Source organism: Weizmannia sp. WK01 (genome assembly GCF_025905465.1).
In the GTDB taxonomy this organism is placed as follows: Bacteria; Bacillota; Bacilli; order Bacillales; family Bacillaceae_C; genus Weizmannia; species Weizmannia faecalis.
In genome coordinates this window covers 1,280,685-1,306,502 of the sequence record NZ_CP109616.1, presented here as the reverse complement: position 1 = coordinate 1,306,502, position 25,818 = coordinate 1,280,685, and the positions used below count along the sequence as shown (strand labels likewise).

Genomic DNA, 25,818 nt, shown 5'->3' with positions numbered 1-25,818 from the left:
AGATTACGCCTCCATTAATAAAAGTTCTGGATCATGCAACAAACGTTTGATATGATTTAACGCATTTTGTGCGGTGGCACCATCGATGATACGGTGGTCAAAACTGAGCGACAACGCCAGTACAGGCGCTGCAACAATTTCACCGTTTTTAACGACCGGCTTTTCTGCAATCCGGCCGATTCCTAAAATGGCCACTTCCGGACGGTTGATAACCGGTGTAAACCATTGCCCGCCGGCGGAACCGATATTGGAAATCGTAATGGAAGCGCCTTTCATTTCGTTCGGGGCAAGCTTTCCATCTCTTGCTTTTTCAGCCAGTTCATTAATTTCTTTGGAAACCGCAAATACCGGTTTGCGGTCGGCGTGTTTGACGACCGGCACAAGCAAGCCGCGCTCCGTATCAGCGGCAATCCCGATATTGTAATAATGCTTATGGATGATTTCATTCGTTTCATCATCAATCGAACTATTTAAAACCGGGTATTCCCGCAGCGTGCTGACGAGCGCTTTTACGACATACGGCAGGAAAGTCAGTTTGATGCCTTTTTCTGCCGCGATCTCTTTGAATTTTTTCCGGTGCGCGACCAGTGCCGTCACATCGACATCATCCATCAGCGTAACATGCGGCGCGGTTTGTTTCGAGTTGACCATCGCTTTTGCAATCACTTTGCGGATGCCGCTCATCGGTTCACGTGTTTCAGGGAATTCCCCTTCAGGAATAGCATTCTGGGAAGCAGGTGCCTGTGCTTCGGTTTTGCCGGTTTCCGCTTCCGGCTGCTGCGGCCCGTTCACATACGCATCGATATCTTCGCGGAGCACGCGGCCGTTTTTTCCGGTTCCGGACACAAGCTGGATATCGACACCTTTTTCCCGGGCATATTTCCGTACGGATGGCATTGCGATCACGCGGCGATCCGCGGATTCGGAGCCATGTTCTGCTTCTTTTTCAGCAGGCTTGGCAGTTTCAGCTGTTTCCTGTTTTGCCGGTTCCGGTTTGGCCGGTTCCGGTTTTGCACTTTCTGCCGCCTCTTCTTTCTGATCTTGCCCATGATCCCCTTTAAATTTAAGATTTTCATATCCGGGCGCATCGAATTTTACAAGGACGTCGCCGACAACTGCGACGCTCCCTTCTTCAACAAGAATGTCTTCAACAGTCCCTTCCACAGGGGACGGAATTTCGACAACCGATTTGTCATTTTGCACTTCACAAAGCACATCATCTTCCGAAACTTTATCGCCCGGTTTAATAAACCATTTTACAATCTCGCCTTCGTGGATCCCTTCGCCGATATCCGGCAGCCTGAATTCAAATGACAAGGTGTTCACGCTCCTTTTTTCAAAATGCGCCCCCATCAAGGTGCAGCAAAAAACTTGATTGGAATGTATCTCGGTTCAACGCGCCGCCATCACCCGTTTACGGCAAAAACCGGTTTAGAATGTCAATGTCTCTTTTGCTTTTTCCAAAATATCTTTATAGGTCGGAATCCAAACGCCTTCCGCCTGCGAGAACGGATAAACGGTATCCGGCGCTGTTACGCGCAATACTGGTGCTTCCAGGCTCAAAATCGCGCGTTCGTTGATTTCCGCAACGACGTTTGCCGCAACACCAGCCTGGCGCTGTGCTTCCTGGACGACAATGGCGCGGTTTGTTTTTTCCACAGACGCCACAATCGTTTCTACATCAAGCGGGCTGACTGTACGGAGATCAACCACTTCTGCGGAGTACCCTTCTTTTTCAAGTTCATCCGCTGCTTTCAATGATTCATGGACCATTGCGCCGTAAGCGATAATCGAAATATCTTTTCCTTCCCGTTTTACATCGGCTTTTCCGAGCGGAATCGTATATTCTTCTTCCGGCACTTCTTCCCGGAAAGAACGGTACAGTTTCATATGTTCGAGAAAAACGACCGGGTCATTGTCCCGGATCGCGGAGATAAGCAACCCTTTCGCATCATAAGGCGTGGACGGAATTACAACTTTAATGCCCGGTGTTTGCGCCATGAGTCCTTCGAGGCTGTCCGCATGCATTTCCGGCGTATGCACGCCTCCGCCGAAAGGAGCGCGGATCGTAATCGGCATTTTCAAATCCCCGCCGGTGCGGAACCGGTATCTCGCCATCTGGCCGTGGATCGAGTCCATCGTTTCAAAAACAAAGCCGAAAAACTGGATTTCAGGAACCGGCCGGAACCCTTGGAGCGCAAGCCCGATGGCAAGCCCGTTGATGCCGGATTCGGCGAGCGGCGTATCGATGACGCGGTCTTTGCCGAACTCTTTTTGCAGCCCTTCCGTTGCCCGGAAGACGCCGCCGTTTACGCCGACGTCTTCACCGAATACCAAAACATTTTCATCATTTTTCAACTCGGTCCTGAGCGCATCCGTAATTGCCTGTATCATCGTTAGTTGGGCCATGGCTTATTTCGACTCCTTTGCTTGGTAAAATTCGTATTGTTCCTTTAAAGTTTGCGGAAGTTCTTCGTACATCACGGAGATCAGATCCGTCACTTTCTGTTTAGGTGCGCTGTCCGCTTTCTTAATGGCAGCTTTAATATCTTCTTTCGCCTGTTCGATCGTTTCATTTTCCTGCTCTTCGCTCCACAGGTTTTTCTGTTCGAGGAACTTGCGGAAACGGACGAGCGGATCTTTTTTCGCCCATTCATTGTCAAGGTCTTCCGTACGATAACGCGTCGGGTCGTCCCCGCTCATCGTATGCGGGCCGAAACGGTAGCAGATCGTTTCAATCAGAGAAGGACCTTCTCCGGCGAGCGCCCGTTCGCGCGCGCGTTTTACCGCCGCATATACACTAAACGGGTCCATGCCGTCCACTACAATGCCCGGGATGCCTGCAGCCACCGCTTTTTGCGCCAGTGTTTTGGCCGCAGTTTGCACGGAACGCGGCGTTGAAATCGCGAACTGGTTGTTTTGAACAATAAAAACAGCTGGGGCTTTAAAAGCACCCGCAAAGTTGATGCCTTCGTAAAAGTCCCCTTGTGAACTGCCGCCGTCCCCTGTATATGTCACGGCAACGGCCTTTTTGCCGCGTTTTTTAATGCCGAGCGCAACGCCGGCAGTCTGCACATACTGAGCGCCGATAATGATTTGCGGCGGGAGAATGTTCAATTTTTCAATGCCCTTCATCCCGTCCACATGTCCACGCGACCATAAAAATGCCTGTTCAAGCGGAAGGCCATGCCAGATCAGCTGCGGCACATCGCGGTATCCCGGGAGAATGAAGTCCTCTTTTTCAAGTGCAAAATGGGAAGCAATTTGGGAAGCTTCCTGGCCGGCAGTCGGCGCGTAAAACCCGAGGCGGCCTTGGCGGTTCAAGGAAATGGACCGCTGATCAAGAATGCGCGTATACACCATTCTCCGCATCATTTCCTGAAGCTGTTCATCCGTTAAATCCGGCATGAGGGAATCGTTTACAATTTTCCCTTCTTCATTTAAGATTTGGACTGTTTCAAACTTTTCTTCAATATCATGAAGCGTCTTTACTTCATCAAGGTTTGTGCGTGAAGCCATCCCGTTCACCAATCCTTTCTTTATCCGCATATATGGATATACAATTTCGCCGATTTTAAAAAATGTGTGTTTACTGCAGAAACCGACAATTCTTTCAAGTAACCGCAATCATTTTTGGCCTGCCAAAAAAGCGCTGTATCAATAAAAAAGCGGATGTGACTAATACAACACTATATTCAACATATATAGAGTACATGAAAAATAAAAAAGCGTCAATTATAAACGCTTTTTCTATCCGATATTTTTTTAATATACCGAATCATTCTCCCCGGGAAAACTGTATCAATATGCAATTTAAACTGTACTATAAAAGCGGAAACGTTGCGAGAGAAGGTTTTCAGGAAAACCGGTTCCGCGGGCCCGAAACGTTGTTGCAAACGCTGCCATTTTTTGCAGCAATCTTTCCCGGCATGCCGGAAATTGTCATATTTTGGCGTGATGGTTCCGCATTTTCCCTACATATAATAAAGGACAAGATGAGCCGCACGCCTTTACAATATCCAAATAAATATTACAATAGAAGTAGGGAGTTGATCCACAATGTTAAAAAAGCTGAGGAAGAAGCTTTTAAAACAGTGGAAAGATATGCTGCGCAAAAAGTTAATCGCCTGAACTTTTGAATCCCTCTTTTCCAGAGGGATTATTCTTTTCTTTATGAAAAAAAGGCCATGAAAAAGTTGTGATATGTACCATGATTTATATATAATAGAAAAAGTTACATTGAAAACGGAGCAAGGAGAGATTAATCATGATTTACAAAGTGTATTACCAGGAAAATCCTGAAGAGATTCCTGTCCGGGAAAACACGAAGACGTTCTATATTGAAGCCGGATCGGAAAGGGAAGTACGCCAAAAGTTGAAAGACCGCCGAATCAACATTGAATACATTCAGCTGCTTGAGGGAAAATATCTTGAATACGAAAAGCAGCAGGAAAATTTTAAATTAACGGAGTAACTGTATGAAATTTGTTAAAAATGACCAGACAGCGGTTTTCGCCCTCGGCGGATTAGGCGAAATCGGAAAAAATACTTATGGCGTACAATTTCAAGATGAAATCATTTTAATTGATGCAGGCATCAAATTTCCGGAAGATGAACTGCTCGGAATCGACTATGTCATCCCGGATTATACCTACCTCGTGAAAAACGCGGACAAAATTAAGGGCCTGTTTATTACGCACGGGCATGAAGACCATATCGGCGGCATTCCGTATTTGCTGCGCCAGATCAATGTCCCGATTTACGGCGGGAAGCTTGCACTCGGCCTTATCCGGAACAAGCTGGAAGAGCACGGCCTTCTCCGGCAGACAAAGCTGATTGAAATTAAAGAAGACGATGTGATTAAATTCCGGAAAACATCTGTTACGTTTTTCCGGACGACGCACAGCATTCCGGATTCTTACGGCATCGTCGTCAAAACGCCGCCGGGCAATATCGTGCACACCGGCGACTTTAAGTTTGACTTTACACCAGTGGGTGAGCCGGCCAACTTAACGAAAATGGCCGAAATCGGAAAAGAAGGCGTGCTTTGCCTTTTGTCCGACAGCACAAACAGCGAAGTGCCGCATTTTACGATGTCTGAACGACGTGTCGGGGAAAGCATACAGGATATTTTCCGGAAAGTGGACGGACGGATTATTTTTGCAACCTTTGCCTCCAATATCCACCGCCTGCAACAGATGACGGAAGCGGCTGTTTTGGCGGGTCGGAAAATTGCCGTGTTCGGGCGTAGTATGGAAGCGGCGATTGAAATTGGCCGTGATCTCGGCTATATCCGTGCCCCGAAAGATACGTTTATTGACACACAACAATTGAACCGTCTGCCGGCCAACCGGGTTACCATTCTTTGTACCGGTACCCAGGGCGAACCGATGGCGGCACTGTCCAGAATTGCAAATGGCACGCACCGGCAGATCCAGATCCAACCGGGCGACACCGTCGTTTTTTCTTCCTCCCCGATTCCGGGTAATACGACGAGCATCAACCGGACGATTAATTTGCTGTACCGCGCCGGCGCCGATGTGATCAGCGGGTCTTTGAACAATGTGCACACATCAGGCCATGGCGGTCAGGAAGAACAGAAATTGATGCTGCGGCTGATCAAACCGAAATATTTTATGCCAATCCACGGTGAATACCGGATGCTCAGGATGCATGCCAAGCTTGCCAACGACTGTGGCGTCCCGGAAGAAAACTGCTTTATCATGGATAACGGGGAAGTGCTGGCGCTCGGTCATGACACCGCAGAAGTTGCTGGCAAAATCCCATCCGGCTCTGTCTATATTGACGGGAGCGGCATTGGCGATATCGGCAATATTGTTTTGCGCGACCGCCGCATCCTTTCTGAAGAAGGGCTCGTCATTGTCGTTGTGGCCATCAATATGAACGAGTTTAAAATTGCATCCGGCCCTGACATTATTTCAAGGGGCTTTGTGTACATGCGTGAATCCGGCGATTTGATCAACGAAGCGCAAACGATCATCACAAAGCACTTGAATAAAGTGATGGAACGGAAAACGACGCAATGGGCCGAAATCAAAAATGAAATTACGGATACGCTGGCGCCGTTTTTATACGAAAAAACGAAACGCCGGCCGATGATTATGCCGATTATTATGGAAGTTTAAAAAAGGGGATCCCGTCAGGAAGCCCACTTGAAAAGTCCAAAAGAAAACGAAAAACGGCGAGACACCACCATTCATCGTGTCTCGCCGTTTTTTTGCATTGTATAAATAAATTTAAAACACATTTTTTCAGTGTCCTCCCCGTTAGCATAGTGCTTTTTTGTATGTCTGTTTGAAAAAGGCGCGCCAAACCGGTGTACCCGATCCGGCCGGCGTTTTGCAGAGGAAACGTTTCCAATTTTATCCATCCGCTTGAAAAGAATTTTTTATTTTTTTTTGCAAAAAGTACTGTACAAAACAAATTTCAGGGTATATACTGTATTATAACAGAAGGATAAATGATTTGTTGTTATAAAACATGCTTTTGCTGACACCAGCCCGGCTGTCGCAGCATCATTGAATGGTTTTATAACAACCTAAAAATCCAAACACGAAAAAGGAGATGGATGAAAAATGATGATGAGCCCAGTTGAATTTTTTAAAACATTGCCTGCGAAACAATGCCCTGAATGCGGTCAGCCGATTGAAGAACAAGCAGAATCATACATGCTGGAATGCGACCATTGCCTTTCCAAAAAAGAAGAATAACGCCGTAATAAAAAAGAAGGGGAAATCCCCTTCTTTTTTATTGCAACGATAAAATATAGGCTATCATCAAATCGGCAGCTGTCTCGAGCGCTCGTTCGTCCGGCGCAAATTTGGCATGGTGCAGCCCGTATGGTGACCCGACACCGAGCCAGAACATAAAGCCAGGGATTTCTTTCAACATATAGCCGAAATCCTCCCCTGTTAAAGCCTCCCTGCATTCATGCAGGTGCACCCCGCCGTAGCTTCGGACAAAATCCATAAAGCGGGCGGTCTCTTCCGGATGATTGAACACCTGATAATAATTACAGCCGTAATCAATTTCCGCCCGGCACTCAAAACCGACCGAAAGCCCGTTTGTGAGCGTTTCAATCCTGTGCTTCACTTTTTCCATCGCTTCGCTCGATAACGTGCGGATCGTCCCTTCAAGGCGTGCATGTTCCGCGATTGCATTTTGAACCGTGCCGCCGGTGATTTTCCCGATGGTCACCACTGCGCTGTCGAGCGGGTCGATATTGCGTGAGATAATAGACTGGAGCTGGGTCACCAGATGGGCCGCCGCCACCACCATATCCTTTGTATGCTGCGGATAGGCCGCATGCCCGCCCTTTCCTTCCAGGTCAATATACAGTTCAGATGTATTGGCAAACAGCAGCCCTTTTTTTACCGCCACCGTACCAGCCGGGTATTCCGGCGCAACATGGAGTGCCATCACAAGGTCCGGCTGCCATTCATCGTGCAGCACTTCTTCCAGCATCGCTTTCGCCCCGCCAGGCCCTTCTTCTGCCGGCTGAAAAATAAAGATCAGATCATCCTTAACGGGCCGGCTTGCAAAATGCGATAAAATCCCGAGTGCAATCGTCATATGAAAATCGTGACCGCACGCATGCATGTTTCCTTCGTGTTCCGATTGAAACGGGAACCCTGTCTCTTCTTTGATCGGCAGGCCGTCTATATCCGTCCGGTAACCAATCTTTTTTTCGGGGCAGGTCCCCTTTACTTTTACAAGCACCCCGGTTTTCCATGTTTTCACTTCAAGATGGCCTTTTGGCAAACGCGAAATAAAATCAAGGATGTACCGCTGTGTTTTATGCTCCTTGTATCCGAGTTCGGGAATCCGGTGCAGATCCCGCCTGATGGCAATCAAATTCGTTTCCATATCCAGTCCTTCCTTTCCGGTATGGCAAAAAAGGCCGGGCACCGTTTTTTTGGCACCCGTCCCCGGCTTACAAATTTCTGAGGTCTTTCATGATTTCGGTTTTGGATTTTGTTTTTTCGTCAATTTCTTTGATCACTTTTGCCGGAATGCCCGCAACAACGGTATGTGGCGGCACATCTTGCGTGACGACCGCACCAGCTGCCACAACCGCCCCTTTTCCGACGCGTACGCCTTCCAGAATCACAGCATTCGCCCCGATTAATACATCATCCTCAATGACAACCGGGTTCGCAGAAGGCGGTTCAATGACCCCGGCAAGCACGGTGCCCGCTCCGATATGGCAGTTTTTCCCGACTGTTGCACGGCCGCCTAAAACGGCGTTCATGTCGATCATCGTGCCTTCTCCAATGACGGCGCCAATATTGATTACGGCCCCCATCATAATGACGGCGTTATTGCCGATTTCCACACGGTCACGGATCGTGACGCCAGGTTCAATGCGGGCGTTGATTCCTTTTAAATCGAGAAGCGGAATGGCCGAGTTGCGGCGGTCATTTTCCACAACATAATCCGCGATTTTGCCACGGTTTGCTTCCAGCACGGCCGAAATCTCTTCCCATTCACCAAAGACGACAGCCATGCCGCCGCCTGCAAAAACACGGGCTGATTCACCGAAATCAAGGCCTTCGACATTTCCTTTCACATATACTTTTACAGGTGTTGATTTTTTGCTGTTTGCTATGAATGAAATGATTTCATTTGCATCCATCATGTCCATATGTATGCCTCCTGACAGCAGATTCGCACGTAAATGTGATCATTTGCGCATATGTTTCATTTTAAAGGATATGGGGCTGCGCCGCAATAAATTCACGCACCACTTTTACAAAAGCACGGACCTGCTTCAATTGAAACGCGGCGTCATAACCGAGCAGCCATGTGTCGCGTTTCAGCGGCTCCCCGCCTTCCCCTTCGAGCGGAATTTTGTGCAGATGGCGGATTTCCGCCCCGTCCAGCGTGATCGCAGGCAAAATCGCATAGCCAATACCGTTAAAAACCATTTGCTTGCACGTTTCGATCTGGTCTACTACGATTGTTTGTTTCGGGGAAGTTTGAAACTCGCGGTGCCACCAGTCCATCATTTCCTGATAATAATTCGAATCGCTTTTAAACTGGATAAACGGCCGGTCGGCAGCCGGCAGCTTTTCAAGGGTGTCAATTTCCTGGTCTACAAGAAAGAGCGGATCTTCAAACAAATGGATTTTCGTACTTTTCCATTCATTCAAGCCGCGGACAATGCCGATATGGACTTCATCTTCGTAAATGGACCGCAAAATTTCACTGCTCCAGCCCGTAACAAGCGAGATTTTTGCCTCCGGATATTTTTCAACGAATGTTTTCAGTACTTTCGGCAGCCAGTTTTGGCCGACGATCGTGGCGCAGGCGATTTTTAATGTTCCGTACACTTTTGAGTCGAGCGTGCGGATGGCTTCCCGCACATTTTCTTCCCTTTCGAGCATTTCGTTGGCGAGCTGGATGACCAGTTCCCCTTCAGGCGTTATGATCAACCCTTTTTGCGTGCGGAGAAACAATTGCGCTCCCCACTGCTTTTCAATCGACTGCAGCCTTTGCGACAAGGCGGGCTGCGACACAAACAGCCGTTCAGCCGCCTTCCGCATATTTAACTCCTGTGCTAAAACAGACAGTAACTGACACTCCGAAAAATTCATGTTAACCCCAATCCGTTTTCTTTGGTTTATGGAAAAAAGGACCGCGCAGCCATTTGCGCGGTGCCACCGCTAAAAATGATTCAATTTATGAATATGATGGTTCAATTCCTTCAGAAGCGAACGCCGTGTAAAAATGCCGGCAAAAAATCCTTCATCGTCTTCAACACATAAAAAATTGTGGTCAACAAGCCAGCGCAACGCTTTTTCAAAATTGTCATGCACATTCAGCCGTGGAATGTCCGCCTTCATGACCTGTTCCACCTTAATCTCGCCTAGTTTTTCAAACTCAATCCGTTCCAACCCCAAAATGGAATCGGTGATCATCGCGGAACTGATCAGGCCGTGCAGTCGGTAGCTGGCGTCCAAAACCGGAACAGCGGCATACCCACTTTTCGTCAGCACGAGCAAAGCATGTTCCAGGCTGTTCCCAACCTGCACATGGGCCACTTTTTCAGACGGGATCATAAAATCCATGATTTTCGGTTCAAGAAATTCCTGGCTCTGCAATGAAATCATCTTGCAAAAATCTCCTTTTCTTCCGTATTTTCAGGTACAAAAACCTTCAAGAGGAGATGCTTATTTCGTTTGCCGTTGATGCATGATGGATCACTACTATTTTATCATAAACAGGACTTGATTGACGAAAGAAAAACGCCCGGCTTTGTGCCGGGCGAAAAAATTTTTTAACTGTCAGAGCCTTCCTGGACGATATCAAAGATTTCGATGGCGGCAATATCCAGATCGTCAAACTGGTACTTGCTGGCGTGTTTTTGCCCATCGAATACTTCCAGTTCAAACGTTCCGGTCTGCGGGAAAAATTTCACCTGGCAGAGCGCCTTGCCGTTCACTTCAAAACGCCGTTGCTGGACTTCCCCTGTATCTTTTGCTTCCTGCATCGCCTGCAGTCTTTGGATAATACCTAATAATTGAGACATAATGGACTCCTTTCAACGAACGTGAGTACCGGTTTTGGATGCCGGCATTCACCCTTTTATTCACACAAATGATAACCTGTCCCATTCGAATTTTACAGTAAAACCTTCGCTTAGAAAAGGGAGCGGCGGCAAATTTTTTCATTTTGTGCCGTTTCTGTCCTTATTTTATCCGAAATCGGGGAAGACCTTGTAACATTTTTGCGATTTGTCCCGGAGAAAAAACTCCTGTTTTAAAAGAAGCCGCTCCAAAAAATTGAAAAGAAAACATAAAAACGGCGAGACACCGCTCATCCAGAGTGTCTCACCGTTTCTTGAATACTTTTTCAGTGTCCTGCTTTTAAAGCAGAGGGCCCGGCGCGAACAAATCGGGCAAAACAGCTTTCGGCACAGCTATTCTGACCGTCACAAGCGGATTTACAATCTGACTGATTTCTAGGGAGCATGTGGCACTCAACAGCCTGTAGGCGTCATTAAACCCAAGCCCGAAAGCAGCCCGGAACCTGTTTGCAGCCGCTCGCATCCCTTTTTTCGTCGCCGCTTCCACGGTTTCTGCCGATGAAATCAAAAACCATGCGCGGTCGGTTTCAACGGCCGGCATGCCGATAGCGGGCGCGCCGGCCAGTTTCGTGCATTGCAGGGTGACTTTTCCGCCAATCTCCACGCCGGAACCGTCCAGTTCCCCGTCCCCCATTGCGGCGTGAAGATCGCCGAGCGCAAGCAGGGCACCATCATGGAAAACGGGAAGGTACAATGTCGACCCCGTTGTGATCCATCTCGTATCCATATTGCCGCCATGGTCCCCGGGTGTTTCACAAAGCACCGCGCCTTTTTCCGGGGCAACGCCGATAACGCCGATCATCGGGGCAGCCGGAAATTGAAGCTGGCTGTTAAACTGGATGTGACCGTCTTTCACACGGATGATGCGCGTATCGGTTTCTTTTACATCCTCGCCGAGCACCCCCATCCCAGGGTAAAGCACCATGACACCGGCTTCATCCAGCTCGATATTTTGAATGTTGATACAAAGGATGTCGCCTTTTTTAACCCCTTCAATCTCAATCGGGCCTGTCGCCGGGTTGATAAAGGGAATGTCCACTTCCGTCCTAAGCTGGGTTTCCAATGTGATTTTTCCGCCGTAGCAATCAAACGTCTCCACGGCAAACGTTTCGTTCAGCCGGACTTTGTAAGCCGGCTTGTTTTCCGCTGAAAAATGGGTGATAAAATGTTCTTTTTTCAGTTGCTGCATGATCCGCTCCTTTCGCGGCCGTTTAAAAAGGATGCTGATTCAGCCACTGGCCGCCGTCCATTGTAATCACTTCTCCATTGATATAGGCAGCATGGGACGAGAACAGGAAAAAAGCAAGTTCGGCAATTTCTTCCGGCGTTCCGAGCCGTCCGAGCGGGACACTGTCTAATGTCCTTTTTGCCGCTTCTTCCGATTCCCACAGCTTGCCCGCACCGCCTGTTCTTTCAATCGGGCCGGGCGCGATCGCATTGACGCGGATGCCGTATTTTTTGCCCCATTCCACCGCAAGCGTACGTGTTAAGGATAACACACCCGCTTTTGCCGCTGCAGAATGGACAACGCCGGCTCCTGCCCCCCAGGCATAGGTGGCGACCATATTGAGGATGCTCCCTTTGATCTTTTTTTCTATCCAGTAGTTTCCAACCGTCCGTGAACAATAGAATGTCCCGTTTAAGACAATATTGATGACCGCATTCCAGCCGTTTACCGATAATTTTTCCGCCGGGCAGATAAAATTTCCGGCGGCATTATTGACAAGGAAATCAATGCGTCCGAATTTTTTGTCTGTCTCTTCCACCATTCGCTGGACGTCTTCCGGATTCCGGACATCCATTTGCACCGTGAGAATATCAGAATGGTAACGGAGCAGTTCCGCTTTTGTTGCCTTTAATTTTTCCTCATCCCTTCCTGTAATGACCACTTTTGCTTCTGACTGCGCAAATTTATTCGCCATTGCCTTCCCCACTCCGCTTGAACCGCCTGTTACGATGACAACTTTTTCTTTCATCAACCTTCTCCCCTTTCATGAATGAACAGCCATTCATTATATATAAAAAAATCAACGGATTCGGCAAGCTGCCGGATACCGTCGCAAACGATCCCAGTGCCCCGGCCCAAGTGCTTCCAGGGCGTATGAAACTAAGAATCTTTTTTTATTTTTAATAAGGACTCATGCAGCTTCGTTAATGCCCGGATGATCGTTTTCTTACGGTTATAGCCTTTTACCACAACCGTCAGGCCGTTATATTCCGCATACGCCTGCCCCCAGGCACTGTCACGCAAAAAACCGAAAACGTAAACTTTAATATATCCAGCCTCAGCCGGGATAAAAATCATGTCCATTCTTTCGCTCATTTTGAACGCTCCTTCCGTGTCCAAAAATGCGGCCCGGATTCCGGCTGGCACCGAAAACGATAGAAAGAGCCGTCTTGGTGAAATTCTTTTTTCTATACCATACCATACAATGTACCATTAGTCAGGGGAAAAGAAAATACGTTTTTGCAATTTAACCGGACGGATTTTACACAAACAGCTGCTTTTCCACTTCTTCGGCGGGGACAGGCCGGCTGAAGAAGTAACCTTGTGCTTTCTGGCAGCGGGCCGATTGCAAAAACTCCACCTGTCCTTGTTCCTCGACCCCTTCCGCGACGACTTCAAGCCCGAGCTGGTGGGCAAGGTGAATGATCGTTTTTGTAATGGCCGCATCTTTTTGGCTGTTTTCCAGTTCCCGGACAAAAGACTGGTCAATTTTTAAAATGTCAACCGGAAATTTTTTAAGATAGTTCAAAGAAGAATACCCGGTTCCGAAATCATCGACCGATATCGTCAGCCCCATTTCTTTCAGGCTGCTAAGCACTTTTAAAATATGGCCTTTATCTTCCATTGCGCCTTCTGTAATTTCAATTTCAAGCACGGACGCAGGCAGCTTGTATTTTTCAAGCGTTCTTCCGATAAGTCCGGCCAGGCCGGGATCAAGAAACTGCTTCGGGGATATATTCACAGCGACCCGGAAACCGGCCCACCCTTTTTGCCGCCATTGTGCAATTTGCGCGCATACGTGATCGATCACCCACGCGCCGATTGAAGTGATCAGCCCTGTTTCTTCTGCAAGCGGAATGAATTTCAAAGGCGGGACATTACCGAATTTCGGGTTGCGCCATCTCAACAAGGCTTCAAAACTTTTAATTTTGCCCGTATCGAGCTGCACTTGCGGCTGATAATGGACGGCCAGCTCGTTTTTTTCAATGGCGCGGCATGGCGCGGCGGAGATGGGCTTCCATCAAAATATAATTATGGAAGTCGGCATCCATTTTTTTGCTGTAAAAAAGGAAATGCCCTTTCCCCCGTTCCTTCACTTTAAAAAGAGCCGTGTCCGCATGTTTGATTAACGTTTCCCCGTCTTCGCCGTCTTCCGGAAACAGGCTGATGCCAACGGACGGCGTCAAAAAATAATCTTCCCCTTCAATTTTAAACGGGTCATAAAAGAGCGCCAGGATCTGTTCCGCCATTTGCTTCACTTCTTCCCGTGAGCGCCCGGCCGTAAGCACGATAAACTCATCCCCGCCTTGGCGGTACACTTCGTAATCCGAAAAGGGGAGCTGCTTCAGGCGGATGGCTATCCGTTTTAAAATTTCATCGCCGACATGCTGGCCAAGAATATCGTTAAAAAATTTAAAACGGTCAAGATCGATATATAATACAGCCGGATGGGGCGCGCCTTTTTTTGCTTCCGCCGTTTTCCTGTTCAACCGATCCAGCAAAGCGTGCCTGTTCCAAAGGCCTGTTAAAGGGTCAAGCTGATATGTACGTGCATCCGGAAGCATCCGTTCGCCATCCAGCAGTGCTGTCACATCCCTTGTAATGGCAATCACCCACTCTCCGCCGTTCATGCCGGCCAAAGAAGTATGGAGGATGCGCCTTGCATCCGAATGATGAATGAAGTCGACAGCTTTGTTATCTTCCAGCGCAGTTTGGCAAAAATATGCAAACCGGGCGGCTTCCTCTTCCCCGAGGACATCATGTAGAAATTTTCCGGTCTTTTCCATCTGCTCTTCTTTGTTCACATAAACAAACTTAAACGCCGGCCCGTTCTCCACTTTCAAAACACTGACCGTCTCGGAAAGCTTGGAAAGAAAATCGCGGCTGAAAAAAACATCGATTGGCAGTTCCTGGAATTTCTTTGTTTGTCCTTCAGCTTTCGATTTGTCCATAATATCATCCTTTTTCTGATCAAGAAAATGCTTGCTGACGCTGAAAAACTCAGGTGAAAGTATATTTCTATTTTACAGAGAAATGTACGAAAAGCATAGTTAAAATACAAAAAACCGGGGCGGAAAGTGCGGCCGGGAAATCCGCGGCCGTTGCTTTCCTTCTAGGCCGGCCATCCATTTGCCGGGTCCCGCCACTCCCGGTTTTTGTCTTTTTCCGTCGGTAGTGATCCGCCCGTCGCTCACTTGTTGCCCCTTTTTTACTTCTGATTTGCGATAAAGGGCCACCAATTTGCCTTCCCAAGCATTTTTACAAGCACCGGCACAAACAAGGGCAGCATGATCAAGGCATAAAACAGAAGCCCGGTAAGTGTCAGGGTGGCGATTTGCAGCAATGATAAAACGCCGGACGGCATCATAGCCGCAAAAGTGCCGGAAAGAATGATGGCTGCAGAAAGAATAACGGTCCCCATCTTTTTCATGGCAAGCAAAATCGCCTCTTTTGCAGGCAAATGCTGGTATTCATTGAACCGTTCCATTAAAAAGATGGAATAGTCGGTACCGAGCGCGATTAAAATGACAAAACCGAAGAACGGCACCGCCCAGCTGATACCCGGATAGCCGAGCAGATGGACAAAAATGATTTCCGTTAAACCGGCAGATGCAAAATAAGTGATAAGAAGGGACGCCAGCAAATAGAGCGGCATGACGATCGACCGCAAGAAAATCAAAAGTGCGGCGGCCACCCCGATCAGCATAAAAGTAACGGTACGCGTGTAATCCGCTTTCGACATCTTATCCAAATCGCGGTTGATGCTTGACACGCCGCCGATCCCGATGTGGGCATTTTCCAATTTTGTCCCCTTTACGGCGTCTTTTAATGCCCGGTTGATATGACTAATATCAGCCATTGCCCTGTTGGAATACGGGTTTTCATTTAATATCAGATGAAAAGTCACCATTTTTCCGTCTTTCGAAATATAATGGCCAAGCGCTTTCTGATAATCCGCATTTGAAAGCAGGGCATCCGGAATATAAATGCCGGACTGTTCCATACTTGTTTCATCCGCCAAATCATTCAGATAAGAACCGGCATCGTACAACCCGGATTCGATTTTCCCGAGTCCTGCTGCGCTTTTATCAAGACCATCGGAAAGCTGATTCATATGGGTTCCAAACGTCGTGAGGCCGGTTTTCAGCTGTGCCTGGCCGTCCGCGATCCCCTGAAGCCCTTTTTGCAGCGCCGGGATTTTCCGGATCACTTCGTTTTGGCCTGCTGCGGTCTGGTTCAAACCGTTTTCAAGCTGATCAAGCCCGTTGATGATCGGCGTAAACCCATCGGCAAAGCGGCCAAGCCCGGCGGAAATCGCTGAAAGTTTTGCGTCCACGCTTTCCAATGTTGCTGTGACGGCATCAATCTGGCGGTACAGGCTGACAATGGTATCATTGTCATTACCGGTGCCGAGCCCAAGCTCATTCATCGCCTGCTGCACTTTTTGGAATTGCGGGTCATTCGCTGCTTCCGGATTATCTTTTAAAAACGCCTGGTAAGCCGCTTGCAGGGAGCTGACCTGCTTCGGAATATCAGCCGGCAACTGGTCCGTTTGGCTGATAAACTGGCGGATGCCAGACTGGACGAGCTGGTATTTTCCATACAGCTGGTTAAAACCGGACTGCAGTTCCTTTGCCTGCTGCTGGGCATTTTTTACCCCGCTTTTCAGTTCGTCCGCGCCCGCCGAACCGCTCTGGATGCCTTCTTCAATCCGGCTGAGCGAGTTTGACAGATTCCCCATGCCGGCTGAGATTTTCTCTGAACCGGCCTCCAGCTCTCCGATCCCGTCGGTTGCTTCTTTAAACTTTGATTTGGCGTTTTCCAGGGAACCGGATGCCCCCGTTAATCCTGATTTGATTTTCTGAATGCCGTTATGGCTTTTTTCCAGCCCCTCACCCAATGTTTTGGCCTGGTTTTTGACATAAATTTCTTTCATTACCGAACCGTCCGGCCTTGTCGCGCTTTGAATTTGTGCAACATGCGGGACTTTATCCAGATCAGCGCTGATTTTCTCGATTAAAGCGAGATAGTCTTTTGATTTAACAGGCTCATCATTCTCGAGGACGACTTCGGCCGGCATTGCTTTCCCGGCGCCGAAACTTTCGGCAATGATGTTGAACGCTTTTACGGAATCGTAGTTGTCCCCGAGTTCATCGAGAGAATTGAAAGACAGCTTTCCGTTATAGCTGATCAATAGCGGAACCATGATCACCGCCACAATCGCAAGGGAAAGAAACGGCCTTGCCAGCGCAAAAAGGCCGGCCCGTTCCCAAATTTTGCTTTCATGGTGGGAAATGTCCCCGCGCACAGGCCAGAACAGCCCTTTCTTTAACACAGCCATAAAAAACGGCACAATCGAAAACAGGGCAAACAGCAAAACGGCTACCCCGACCGCAACGGCAGAAGCGGATTGGTACAGCTTAAAACTGGCAAGCCCGATCGAGGCAAAACCGATCAGGACGGCAATGCCGCTGAACAGCACCGTTTTCCCGGCCGAACGGTAAGTCGCAAGAATGGCCGGCAATGTTTCTTTGCCATCCGCCAGTTCTTCCTTAAAGCGGCTGAGCAGCAAAATACAATAATCCGTACCAATCCCGAACAAAACAGCAACGAGAAAAATTTGCGTAAAATTTGAAACCGGAAAATCAAGCTTGTCGACGAGTATCGCAACGATAAACTGGCTGACAAGATAAGAAAGCCCGACCGTTAATAGCGGGATGAGCGGCGCGACGATTGAACGGTACACGAGCACAAGGACGGCCAGGATGAAAACAATCGTAATCGCTTCTGTTTTTTTCAAGCCCGCCTGTGATCTGTCCGTGACATCTTCATTGATCAGCCTGTTGCCGGTCATCATCACCTCGACGCCCGGCGTTTTTACCGCTTTCTGCAAAGCCGCGCGCACTGTTTTAAAAGACTTCTTGCCCGGATCCACGCTGGCAATGGCCATCACCGTTTTTCCGTCTTTGGAGACAAGCTCACTTTTAAGGGCCGGCTCGCGAAAATGGGTTGTTAAGCCCGTAATCGCATATTGCTTTTTATTTTTTTCCAGCCGTTCAAGTGTGCTCCGGATATGCCCCATCTCATGGCCGGATATTTTTACCCGGTCATGGAACACGATGATGACGCTTGTACCGTGGTTTTCTGTCTGCTGGTGCCGGCTTTTGATTTCAGCCGCCCGTTGCGAGGCATAACCTTCCGGAACCTTAATCTGGCCTTTTTCCCTGACTAATGGTTCCATTGCCGGCGCTTTCCATGCCAATAAAATGCTGATCAATGCCCATACTAAAACAACAATCCATTTCAACTGCACCAATCGCTTCATGAACTGGTTTCCTCCCAAGCTTGTGATCACGTCACTCTTGAACCATTATAAAACAAACGGCCGCAGAAGTATGTAAAAAAATGGACATTTTCATGTTGCTTTCTTTCCAAAATAAACGAAAAGTAGTATAATTGACTAAAAAATAATATGATTAAAAATGAAAGGAGTTCTCTATTTGAATTCGCATAAACCTGCTCCATTACAACCTACAATCGAAAACCTCTCTTATGCTGTATTCACGGTCAATCGCCATGCGAAAACCGCAACCAATCCAAAATTTCTTTACCTTTTAAAGAAAAAAGCGCTTGAAAAAATGATCCGGGAAGGGAAAGCACTGAAAGTCGGGCTACACTTTTCCGAGCATCCAAAGTACAGCCAGCAGCAGTCTGATGTGCTTGTAAAGTGCGGTGATTATACATTCCATATTCCGCCGTCAAAAGACGATTTTAAAAACCTCCCCCATCTCGGATACCTGGACCATAAAACAAGGAACCCGAAATGCCGCATGCCTTTAAGCCAGGCTAAGCAGTTGCTCGAGCAGTATACTGGGCTCACGGAAAAACAACAGCATCCGGGGCAGCCCCGCACCGGCAGAAAAAATTGCAAACCGGTTTTTAAAAAATTGGGTGACTCCTTTTTCTAAGCCGCAATAAGCGCAAACCAAATAACGGGAAAATCCGTTTGCAAAACCGGGTAAAAGACCCCTTCCAGATGAATCACGATACGCAACCATACAGGAAAGCCCTCCGCGATTAGCCGGGGGCTTTTCTGCGTTTACAGCACTTTTTCGTCCATCGCAAGGATAAGCTGGTTGATTTCAGGTTTACTGATTTGGGCATCGGCGCCGACCATTTCCCCTTTATGCCTCAATGCGTCCGTGATCAGCGACGAAAAGATGATAACCGGCAGCACTTTTAATGCAGGATCTTCTTTTATTTTTTTCGTTAAATGGTGTCCATCCATTTGCGGCATTTCAATGTCCGTAATCACAAGCTGGACTTCATCTTTAATCTCTTTTCCGCTTTCTGCAATCCCGGATAAATATTCGAATGCTTCTTTCCCGTTTTCAAAAAACGCAATTTGTTCATACCCGGCTTCAAGCAGCGTATCGCGGAGCAATTCCCTGAGCAGGCCGGAATCTTCCGCGATCACAATCCGTTTATTGTTCCGCTCCCGCTTTCCAAGCTTTTTGACTTCTTCCACCCGGATCGTGGCTTCCGGGTTGATTTCCGCAATCATTTTTTCAAAATCAAGCAGCAAAATCATCATGTCTTCTTTCTTGATCACGCCGATCACCTGTGTATCGGTGCCCGCATACATCCCAGACGGTTTTTCAATTTGATCCCAGGAGAACCGGTGGATTTTTGAAACATTGTCCACATGAAAGACAATTTTTTGCTGGTTGAACTCCGTCACGATAAATTTGTCATCCTCGCCCGTTTCAGGCGGATAACCGAGCACTTTGCGCAAATTAACAACCGGCAGTATTTCCCCGCGCAGCTGGATAATGCCTTCAACATTTGGATGGGCGTGCGGAATGGTGGTGACCGCAGCCGGCATGATAATTTCCTTTACTTTAATGACATTGATGCCATAATGATTTTGTGCAACAGAAAATTCTACAATCTCTACTTCGTTTGTGCCACTTTCCAGTAAAATCTCGTGCTCTAGACTCATCTTTCTCACCCCCTCGTTCTAAAACGTATGAAAATCCGGCGCGGAGCATTTTGTAGACTGCCCGATTCTCAATATTTGCCCACATGAATTATATCGGCAGATGGACCAGAATGTTTCACCTCTAAAAGGGCAAACGGAAAAGATTGCTTTTTCACAAATGTGCAAGCGTGGTAAGATGAAGAAGAACAGGACATACATATTTAATGAAAAGCAATTCGTGAAAGAGGAGGAAACCGGTTTTGGAACATTTACTGAACCCGCATGTGCGGGAGATTGAAATATCCGGCATCCGCAAGTTTTCAAACATGGTTGCCGGAATCGAAGACATGGTCTCATTTACAATCGGCCAGCCCGATTTTAAAACGCCGGAACATGTCAAACAAGCAGGGATCCGCGCCATTGAAGAAAATAAGACAACGTATACCCACAATGCCGGCGACCTTGCTTTACGCAAGGCTGCAGCACAATTTGTAAAAACGAAATACAATCTGTCTTATAAACCGGAAACGGAAGTCATTGTCACGATCGGCGCCAGCGAGGCGATCGATATTACGCTCAGAACCGTATTGACACCCGGTTCCGAAGTCATCCTGCCCGGGCCCGTTTACCCGGGGTATGAACCGGCCATCCGCCTGTTGGGAGCCGTTCCGGTGCACGTGGACACAAGGGCAAACCGGTTTAAGCTAACCGCGGATCTCATCCGCCAGGCTATCACAGCAAAAACGAAATGCATCATTTTGCCGTACCCTTCCAATCCGACAGGGGTTACGCTCGAAAAGGCGGAATTGCAGGAAATTGCAGACCTGCTCCGCGGCCGTGATATTTTCATTCTGGCCGATGAAATTTACAGCGAGCTAACGTACAATCTGCAGCACGTCTCGATTGCTTCGTTTTTGCCGGAGCAGACCATCGTCATTAACGGCGTCTCAAAGTCCCACTCGATGACCGGCTGGCGGATCGGCTTCGTGTTTGCGCCGGAATGGCTCACAAAGCATATTTTAAAAGTCCACCAATATAATGTGTCGTGCGCGCCTTCTATTTCCCAGATGGCGGCGCTTGAAGCGCTGACAGCCGGCATCGATGACGCGCACGCCATGAAAAAGGAATATGAAAAGCGGAGAGACTATGTATGCAGGAGGCTGGATGAGATCGGCATCGGGTATGTGAAACCGGACGGGGCTTTTTACGTATTCGCAAAGGTGCCGGAAGCGTTGAAGCGGTCCTCTTTCGATTTTGCGCTCGATCTGGCAAAACAGCAAAAAGTCGCGGTTGTCCCGGGCAGCGCTTTTTCGAAGTACGGCGAAGGCTGGTTCCGGATGTCTTACGCATGCAGCATGGATCAACTTGAAAAAGGGCTTGCGCGCATGGAAAAGTTTGTTGCAAATCTATCCTGAAATATGCGCCGGCTGATTTTCATTTTTCCGCCGGTACCGCATTCCATGGGCAATGGGTGTTATGCTGAAAATGAAATATATTTTCATTCCTTGCTGGCTTGCTGGCGCCGCGTTCGCCATAAAGAGAGAAGCCTGCGTTAAACCATAACGGCTTCCCGTGTTAACAAAATTTGCTGGAACATGGGCATATGACCCGGCCAGGATGATCCCGCCAGCATAAAAAATAAGCCCGCCGGCATATGCCGGCGGGCAAACTTTACTTGGACCAATATTTAATCAATGCTTGTGTGCCGCTATTTTCTTCACCTTTTGCGGCCAGTTCTTCATATAATTTTTTGCTGAGCGCAAGCCCCGGCAGGTTGAGCCCCATTTTTTCCGCTTCATCAAGGGCGATTTTCATGTCTTTAATAAAATGCTTGATAAAAAAGCCCGGGGAATAATCGCCCGCAAGCATGCGCGGAACAAGATTGGACATTGACCAGCTCCCGGCTGCCCCGGCGCTGATAGATTTGAGCACTTTTTCCGGATCGAGTCCTGCTTTTTTCGCATACACAACCGACTCTGTCACGCCGATCATATTGGAGGCAATGGCGATCTGGTTGCACATTTTGGTATGCTGGCCGGATCCCGGGCCGCCCTGCAGCACGATATTTTCCCCGAGTACGGAAAAAACCGGTTTTACTTCTTCAAATACCGATTCGTCGCCGCCTACCATAATCGTCAAATTGCCTTTTTGCGCCCCGATATCGCCACCGGAAACCGGTGCATCAAGCGCCTTCACCTGTTTCGCTTTAGCCGCTTCATCAATCTTTTTGGCAAGGGTCGGCGTGGAAGTGGTCATATCGATCAGGATCGTTCCTTCTTTCGCCGCGCCAAGCAGCCCGTTTTCCCCGAAATACACTTCTTCCACATCGTGCGGATAGCCGACCATCGTAATGACGATATCTGATTTTGCAGCCGTTTCTGCCGGCGTGCTGCACCATTCGGCTCCTGCTTTGAGAAGTGGCTCCGCTTTTTCTTTTGTCCGGTTATAGACAAAAAGCGGATATCCTGCATTCCGCAAATTTTGCGCCATGCTCCGGCCCATTACGCCTAGCCCGATAAATCCGATCTTTTTCATCCTGGGTCCCCCTTTTTCGCAAATAAACAAAAAAGCCTGCATCACAGCAGGCCAAAAGCAAACATGGGGGTACAAGGAAGAAAACAATCTTTCCTCTATTTTATACCCCGCATGATCTGCTTTAAACCTGGCAAATTAAATCGATTTGACTTTTCCGCCGTCGATCAGGAAGCTGCTTCCGGTAACATAGGAATTGGCTTCCGAAGCCAGAAACGCAACAAACTTCCCGAATTCGTCCGGTTCGCCGTATCTGCCGAGCGGAATCGACTCCAGTTCCTTTGCCTGGACTTCTTCCATCGATTTTCCGGTTTTCTCCGCTGTCACTTTGTCAAGATGGACGATCCGGTCCGTTGCAATTCTGCCCGGGCCGACCGTATTCACAAGGATTTGGTACGGGGCAAATTCTTCCGCCAGCGTTTTCGAAAGCCCCACAATGCCCGTCCGGAACGTATTCGACAAAATCAGCCCCGGGATCGGCTCCTTAATGGATGAAGAGGCAATGTTGATGATCCGGCCGCCGTTTTTCTTTAAAAGTGGCAATGCTTCCCTGATGATGCGTATGTACGAAAGCAGATTCAGTTCGAATGATTTTTGCCAGTCTTCATCCGCCATATCTTCAAAACTTCCGGCCGGCGGTCCTCCTGCATTGTTGACCAGTATATCCAGTCTGCCGAATGTATCCCGTGCTTTTTGTACCATGGCGCGAATATCTTCCGGATGGGTAATATCTGCCCGGATATACGCTACTTTTCCGGTGCCGTAAGCGGATAATTCTTCTTTTGCCGCCTGCAGTTTTTCTTCATTCCGGCTTGTAATGAGGACATCCGCGCCTTCCATTACAAGTTGTTTGGCTACCGCTTTCCCAAGCCCCTGGCTGGAAGCGGCAACAAGGGCGGCTTTTCCTTTCAACCCTAAATCCATTCAAAATCCCTCCCCGAAATCTTATGTTCACAAAATCCTGTCTTCATTATAAACGATTTTTCCCCATCCATACACGATAAAGCTTCAAACCGGCTTCCCCACCATTTTTCCGTTAAAAATGGATATCCGGCATTTTGATGTGCGCTCCGCCAAAGCGCAATCCAAAAAAAAGCCGAATGGCAAAGCCACTCGGCAAAAATAGGGGGAAAAATGAGAAAGAAACGATATACATCCGGTATTGTAACAATACTGGATACCAATAATACTACCCTTAATGCTGGGATGGTTTACATATACCCGCTTCCTTCGCCCCTAAACCTGTTTTTGAAAAATTTTTTTTATGCCTTTGAAAGAACTTTTTTCACGTGTTCTTTTACTTCTTCGTTCGTTGTGAGGTTCAAAACGTCTTCTGCCAGTTTTTCCATATCAGCCTTATTCAGGTTCCTGATTTGGGAACGGGCCCTTAAAATCGAAGAAGCGCTCATTGAAAATTCATCAAGGCCGAGGCCGAGCAGAATCGGAATAGCGATTTCGTCTCCGGCCATTTCGCCGCACATGCCGGCCCATTTGCCTTCTTTGTGCGCCGCGTCAATGACGCGTTTCACAAGGCGTAAAATGGCCGGGTTATACGGCTGGTACAAATACGAAATGTGTTCGTTCATACGGTCTGCAGCCATCGTGTACTGGATCAGATCGTTTGTGCCGACACTGAAGAAATCAACTTCTTTTGCAAACAAATCAGCCATTACGGCAGTGGAAGGAATTTCAACCATAATGCCGACTTCGATATGATCTGCAACCTGCACGCCTTCCTGGATAAGCTTTTCTTTTTCTTCCAAAAGAATCGCTTTTGCTTTGCGGAATTCATCCAGATTGGAAATCATCGGGAACATAATTTTCAGGTTGCCGTATGCGCTCGCGCGGAGCAATGCACGCAGCTGGGTGCGGAAAATATCCTGTCTGTCCAGGCACAAGCGGATCGCACGGAAGCCGAGGAACGGGTTCATTTCTTCCGGAAGCGGCAAGTATGGCAGTTTTTTGTCGCCGCCGATATCCAGCGTACGGACTACAACCGGTTTGCCTTTTAAGCCTTCAAGCACCGCTTTATAGGCTTCAAATTGCACTTCTTCTGACGGAAGCTCGTCCCTGCCCATATAGAGGAACTCTGTACGGTACAGGCCGACGCCTTCCCCGCCGTTCCGGATCACGCCGTCGAGATCGTTCGGGGTGCCGATATTGGCAACCAGTTCAACCGTATGGCCGTCTTTCGAAACGGATTTTTCATTGACCAGCTTCGCCCATTCGGCTTTTTGCCGTTCAAATTGTTCCTGCTTTTGTTTGTATTCATCGACCACTTCAGGTGTCGGATTCACATGGACATCGCCATTGTTGCCGTCCACGATGACAAGGTCGCCGTTTTGGATATCCTGGATCGCCGTTTTCGTCCCGACGACTGCAGGGATTTCCAAAGAACGCGCCATGATCGCAGAGTGGGACGTACGCCCGCCGACATTTGTTGCAAAACCTTTTACATACTGGCGGTTCAACTGCGCCGTATCAGAAGGGGTCAAGTCTTCAGCAATGACAATGACTTCTTCCGAGATCATGCTTGGATTCGGAATATCCACTTTCAGCAGATGAGCCAGAATCCGTTTTGTCACGTCGCGGATGTCCGCTGCACGTTCGCGCATATATTCGTTGTCCATTTGTTCGAACATGGTCACGAACATATCCGCAACTTCTTTCAATGCGTATTCCGCATTGACCTGGTCATCCCTGATTTTGTCCTGGACCGGCGTCAACAGTTCCGGATCTTCCAAAACGAGCAAATGGGCATCAAAGATCGCTGCTTTGTCCGCCCCCAGTTCCTTCATTGCATGCTCCCTGATCGCCTGCAGTTCAGACTTGGATTCAGACACAGCAGTATCAAAGCGTTTCAATTCATCCGAAACATTCTGGACAGACCTTTTTTCAAAAGACAAATCCGGTTCTACCAGGCGATATGCTTTTGCGATGGCAATCCCGTTGGATGCTGCTATACCTTTTAAAATGGTTGACATTATTCGCCCAGACCCTCTTTTTTCATTAATTCAGCTAAAGCGTTCAATGCATCTTGTGCATCGTTGCCTTCTGCAGAAATGGTAATGTCGGCGCCTTTGCCGATTCCAAGGGACATAACCCCCATGATCGATTTCAGGTTCACTTTCTTATCCTTATACTGCAATTGGATATCTGAATCGAATTTGCTTGCCGTTTGTACGAGCAATGTAGCAGGACGTGCGTGGATTCCTGTATCTGCTGTTACTTTAAATTGTTTTTCAGCCATGGGTAGAACGACTCCTTTTCTATAATATAGTTCTAAAAATAATGCACTGTACATTTTTCGTCAATATTTATCAACCATCTTCATACAAATGACAAATTTTGCAAACGGGGGTTGAAAAAAACCGCAGCGATGCCGGGTACCTGCAAACACCGTTCATCCCCGGTTATTCAGCAGGCTGCTCCCTCAAAGTACGCGCGGCCCATCCGTGCCAAAAACAC

At 48.1% G+C, this 25,818-nt stretch carries 25 protein-coding genes; 6 read left to right on the top strand and 19 right to left on the bottom strand.

Annotated features, from left to right (window positions below; genetic code table 11):
* Window positions 1-3: 3 nt before the first annotated feature.
* The 3 genes from OF158_RS05955 to pdhA form a co-directional block, all read right to left on the bottom strand.
* Window positions 4-1,317: a dihydrolipoamide acetyltransferase family protein gene (locus OF158_RS05955; RefSeq protein WP_014095612.1), complete on the bottom strand. Its 1,314-nt coding sequence runs from the start codon at window positions 1,315-1,317 to the stop codon at window positions 4-6.
* Between the two features lie 114 nt (window positions 1,318-1,431).
* Entirely contained in the window at window positions 1,432-2,409 is a 978-nt protein-coding gene (locus OF158_RS05950) for an alpha-ketoacid dehydrogenase subunit beta (protein WP_014095613.1), read from the bottom strand.
* A 3-nt stretch (window positions 2,410-2,412) separates the two neighbouring features.
* A complete protein-coding gene (pdhA, locus tag OF158_RS05945) occupies window positions 2,413-3,519 on the bottom strand; it encodes a pyruvate dehydrogenase (acetyl-transferring) E1 component subunit alpha (RefSeq protein WP_014095614.1) in 1,107 nt (368 codons plus the stop codon).
* A 368-nt stretch (window positions 3,520-3,887) separates the two neighbouring features.
* Between pdhA and OF158_RS05940 the strand changes: the two genes are divergently transcribed.
* The 4 genes from OF158_RS05940 (at window position 3,888) to yhfH (ending at window position 6,731) form a co-directional block, all read left to right on the top strand.
* Window positions 3,888-4,139, top strand: coding sequence for a hypothetical protein (locus OF158_RS05940; RefSeq protein ID WP_142743390.1), 252 nt, complete (start codon window positions 3,888-3,890; stop codon window positions 4,137-4,139).
* Window positions 4,140-4,267: 128 nt separating this feature from the next.
* The gene (locus OF158_RS05935) at window positions 4,268-4,474 is read left to right on the top strand and encodes a DNA-dependent RNA polymerase subunit epsilon (RefSeq protein WP_013858917.1); all 207 of its coding nucleotides are present in this window, start codon (window positions 4,268-4,270) and stop codon (window positions 4,472-4,474) included.
* A 4-nt stretch (window positions 4,475-4,478) separates the two neighbouring features.
* Window positions 4,479-6,146, top strand: a complete 1,668-nt coding sequence (gene rnjA, locus OF158_RS05930) for a ribonuclease J1 (protein ID WP_014095615.1) — start codon at window positions 4,479-4,481, stop codon at window positions 6,144-6,146.
* A 450-nt stretch (window positions 6,147-6,596) separates the two neighbouring features.
* Window positions 6,597-6,731 (top strand): protein YhfH, encoded by a 135-nt coding sequence (gene yhfH / locus OF158_RS05925; protein WP_013858915.1) that lies wholly within the window; start codon window positions 6,597-6,599, stop codon window positions 6,729-6,731.
* A gap of 37 nt (window positions 6,732-6,768) precedes the next feature.
* On the opposite strand, the gene OF158_RS05920 is transcribed toward yhfH, so the two are convergent.
* From OF158_RS05920 to OF158_RS05870, 11 genes are all read right to left on the bottom strand, one after another.
* The gene (locus OF158_RS05920; RefSeq protein WP_017552165.1) at window positions 6,769-7,887 is read right to left on the bottom strand and encodes an N-acetyldiaminopimelate deacetylase; all 1,119 of its coding nucleotides are present in this window, start codon (window positions 7,885-7,887) and stop codon (window positions 6,769-6,771) included.
* Window positions 7,888-7,954: 67 nt separating this feature from the next.
* Window positions 7,955-8,665 carry a 2,3,4,5-tetrahydropyridine-2,6-dicarboxylate N-acetyltransferase gene (gene dapD / locus OF158_RS05915; protein WP_014095617.1) on the bottom strand — a complete coding sequence of 237 codons (711 nt, stop codon included), beginning with the start codon at window positions 8,663-8,665 and terminating at the stop codon, window positions 7,955-7,957.
* Window positions 8,666-8,726: 61 nt separating this feature from the next.
* Entirely contained in the window at window positions 8,727-9,617 is an 891-nt protein-coding gene (locus OF158_RS05910) for a transcriptional regulator CcpC (protein WP_071646891.1), read from the bottom strand.
* Between the two features lie 69 nt (window positions 9,618-9,686).
* Window positions 9,687-10,133 carry a cyclic-di-AMP-binding protein CbpB gene (cbpB, locus tag OF158_RS05905; protein WP_013858911.1) on the bottom strand — a complete coding sequence of 149 codons (447 nt, stop codon included), beginning with the start codon at window positions 10,131-10,133 and terminating at the stop codon, window positions 9,687-9,689.
* A 167-nt stretch (window positions 10,134-10,300) separates the two neighbouring features.
* Window positions 10,301-10,552, bottom strand: coding sequence for a YkuJ family protein (locus tag OF158_RS05900; protein ID WP_013858910.1), 252 nt, complete (start codon window positions 10,550-10,552; stop codon window positions 10,301-10,303).
* A 337-nt stretch (window positions 10,553-10,889) separates the two neighbouring features.
* Entirely contained in the window at window positions 10,890-11,798 is a 909-nt protein-coding gene (locus tag OF158_RS05895) for an acetamidase/formamidase family protein (protein ID WP_026683826.1), read from the bottom strand.
* A 22-nt stretch (window positions 11,799-11,820) separates the two neighbouring features.
* Window positions 11,821-12,585: a 2,4-dienoyl-CoA reductase gene (gene fadH, locus OF158_RS05890; RefSeq protein ID WP_035181941.1), complete on the bottom strand. Its 765-nt coding sequence runs from the start codon at window positions 12,583-12,585 to the stop codon at window positions 11,821-11,823.
* A gap of 131 nt (window positions 12,586-12,716) precedes the next feature.
* The gene (locus OF158_RS05885) at window positions 12,717-12,932 is read right to left on the bottom strand and encodes a hypothetical protein (RefSeq protein WP_014095621.1); all 216 of its coding nucleotides are present in this window, start codon (window positions 12,930-12,932) and stop codon (window positions 12,717-12,719) included.
* Between the two features lie 166 nt (window positions 12,933-13,098).
* Window positions 13,099-13,785 (bottom strand): putative bifunctional diguanylate cyclase/phosphodiesterase, encoded by a 687-nt coding sequence (locus OF158_RS05880; RefSeq protein WP_235221809.1) that lies wholly within the window; start codon window positions 13,783-13,785, stop codon window positions 13,099-13,101.
* 34 nt (window positions 13,786-13,819) lie between these two features.
* Window positions 13,820-14,788: a GGDEF domain-containing protein gene (locus tag OF158_RS05875; protein ID WP_225620879.1), complete on the bottom strand. Its 969-nt coding sequence runs from the start codon at window positions 14,786-14,788 to the stop codon at window positions 13,820-13,822.
* Window positions 14,789-15,045: 257 nt separating this feature from the next.
* On the bottom strand, window positions 15,046-18,162 hold the full coding sequence (locus OF158_RS05870) for an MMPL family transporter (RefSeq protein WP_035181945.1): 3,117 nt from the start codon (window positions 18,160-18,162) through the stop codon (window positions 15,046-15,048).
* Between the two features lie 175 nt (window positions 18,163-18,337).
* Between OF158_RS05870 and OF158_RS05865 the strand changes: the two genes are divergently transcribed.
* Window positions 18,338-18,805 carry a YkyB family protein gene (locus OF158_RS05865; RefSeq protein WP_017552159.1) on the top strand — a complete coding sequence of 156 codons (468 nt, stop codon included), beginning with the start codon at window positions 18,338-18,340 and terminating at the stop codon, window positions 18,803-18,805.
* Window positions 18,806-18,936: 131 nt separating this feature from the next.
* Here the strand turns inward: OF158_RS05865 and OF158_RS05860 are convergent, their stop codons facing one another.
* The gene (locus tag OF158_RS05860) at window positions 18,937-19,839 is read right to left on the bottom strand and encodes a chemotaxis protein (RefSeq protein WP_017552157.1); all 903 of its coding nucleotides are present in this window, start codon (window positions 19,837-19,839) and stop codon (window positions 18,937-18,939) included.
* Window positions 19,840-20,078: 239 nt separating this feature from the next.
* On the opposite strand from OF158_RS05860, the gene OF158_RS05855 reads away from it, so the two are divergent.
* Window positions 20,079-21,233: an aminotransferase A gene (locus OF158_RS05855; protein WP_026683822.1), complete on the top strand. Its 1,155-nt coding sequence runs from the start codon at window positions 20,079-20,081 to the stop codon at window positions 21,231-21,233.
* Window positions 21,234-21,489: 256 nt separating this feature from the next.
* Here OF158_RS05855 and OF158_RS05850 read toward each other — a convergent pair whose 3' ends face one another.
* The 4 genes from OF158_RS05850 to OF158_RS05835 all read right to left on the bottom strand — a co-directional run bounded on the left by OF158_RS05850 (window position 21,490) and on the right by OF158_RS05835 (window position 25,600).
* A complete protein-coding gene (locus OF158_RS05850; protein ID WP_014095627.1) occupies window positions 21,490-22,353 on the bottom strand; it encodes an NAD(P)-dependent oxidoreductase in 864 nt (287 codons plus the stop codon).
* A gap of 135 nt (window positions 22,354-22,488) precedes the next feature.
* On the bottom strand, window positions 22,489-23,274 hold the full coding sequence (locus OF158_RS05845) for an SDR family oxidoreductase (protein ID WP_014095628.1): 786 nt from the start codon (window positions 23,272-23,274) through the stop codon (window positions 22,489-22,491).
* 338 nt (window positions 23,275-23,612) lie between these two features.
* Window positions 23,613-25,334: a phosphoenolpyruvate--protein phosphotransferase gene (gene ptsP / locus OF158_RS05840; RefSeq protein ID WP_035181948.1), complete on the bottom strand. Its 1,722-nt coding sequence runs from the start codon at window positions 25,332-25,334 to the stop codon at window positions 23,613-23,615.
* Window positions 25,334-25,600 carry a phosphocarrier protein HPr gene (locus OF158_RS05835; RefSeq protein WP_013858895.1) on the bottom strand — a complete coding sequence of 89 codons (267 nt, stop codon included), beginning with the start codon at window positions 25,598-25,600 and terminating at the stop codon, window positions 25,334-25,336. Before OF158_RS05835 ends, ptsP begins: the two co-directional genes overlap by 1 nt.
* Window positions 25,601-25,818: the final 218 nt, after the last annotated feature.

Coding starts and splice junctions, on each gene's coding strand:
- OF158_RS05950 (WP_014095613.1), bottom strand. CDS start 2,409: ATGGCCCAACTAACGATGATACAGGCAATTACGGATGCGCTCAGGACC.
- pdhA (WP_014095614.1), bottom strand. CDS start 3,519: ATGGCTTCACGCACAAACCTTGATGAAGTAAAGACGCTTCATGATATT.
- OF158_RS05935 (WP_013858917.1), top strand. CDS start 4,268: ATGATTTACAAAGTGTATTACCAGGAAAATCCTGAAGAGATTCCTGTC.
- rnjA (WP_014095615.1), top strand. CDS start 4,479: ATGAAATTTGTTAAAAATGACCAGACAGCGGTTTTCGCCCTCGGCGGA.
- yhfH (WP_013858915.1), top strand. CDS start 6,597: ATGATGATGAGCCCAGTTGAATTTTTTAAAACATTGCCTGCGAAACAA.
- OF158_RS05920 (WP_017552165.1), bottom strand. CDS start 7,887: ATGGAAACGAATTTGATTGCCATCAGGCGGGATCTGCACCGGATTCCC.
- dapD (WP_014095617.1), bottom strand. CDS start 8,665: ATGGACATGATGGATGCAAATGAAATCATTTCATTCATAGCAAACAGC.
- OF158_RS05910 (WP_071646891.1), bottom strand. CDS start 9,617: ATGAATTTTTCGGAGTGTCAGTTACTGTCTGTTTTAGCACAGGAGTTA.
- cbpB (WP_013858911.1), bottom strand. CDS start 10,133: ATGATTTCATTGCAGAGCCAGGAATTTCTTGAACCGAAAATCATGGAT.
- OF158_RS05900 (WP_013858910.1), bottom strand. CDS start 10,552: ATGTCTCAATTATTAGGTATTATCCAAAGACTGCAGGCGATGCAGGAA.
- OF158_RS05895 (WP_026683826.1), bottom strand. CDS start 11,798: ATGCAGCAACTGAAAAAAGAACATTTTATCACCCATTTTTCAGCGGAA.
- fadH (WP_035181941.1), bottom strand. CDS start 12,585: ATGAAAGAAAAAGTTGTCATCGTAACAGGCGGTTCAAGCGGAGTGGGG.
- OF158_RS05885 (WP_014095621.1), bottom strand. CDS start 12,932: ATGAGCGAAAGAATGGACATGATTTTTATCCCGGCTGAGGCTGGATAT.
- OF158_RS05875 (WP_225620879.1), bottom strand. CDS start 14,788: ATGGACAAATCGAAAGCTGAAGGACAAACAAAGAAATTCCAGGAACTG.
- OF158_RS05870 (WP_035181945.1), bottom strand. CDS start 18,162: ATGAAGCGATTGGTGCAGTTGAAATGGATTGTTGTTTTAGTATGGGCA.
- OF158_RS05860 (WP_017552157.1), bottom strand. CDS start 19,839: ATGAGTCTAGAGCACGAGATTTTACTGGAAAGTGGCACAAACGAAGTA.
- OF158_RS05850 (WP_014095627.1), bottom strand. CDS start 22,353: ATGAAAAAGATCGGATTTATCGGGCTAGGCGTAATGGGCCGGAGCATG.
- OF158_RS05845 (WP_014095628.1), bottom strand. CDS start 23,274: ATGGATTTAGGGTTGAAAGGAAAAGCCGCCCTTGTTGCCGCTTCCAGC.
- ptsP (WP_035181948.1), bottom strand. CDS start 25,334: ATGTCAACCATTTTAAAAGGTATAGCAGCATCCAACGGGATTGCCATC.
- OF158_RS05835 (WP_013858895.1), bottom strand. CDS start 25,600: ATGGCTGAAAAACAATTTAAAGTAACAGCAGATACAGGAATCCACGCA.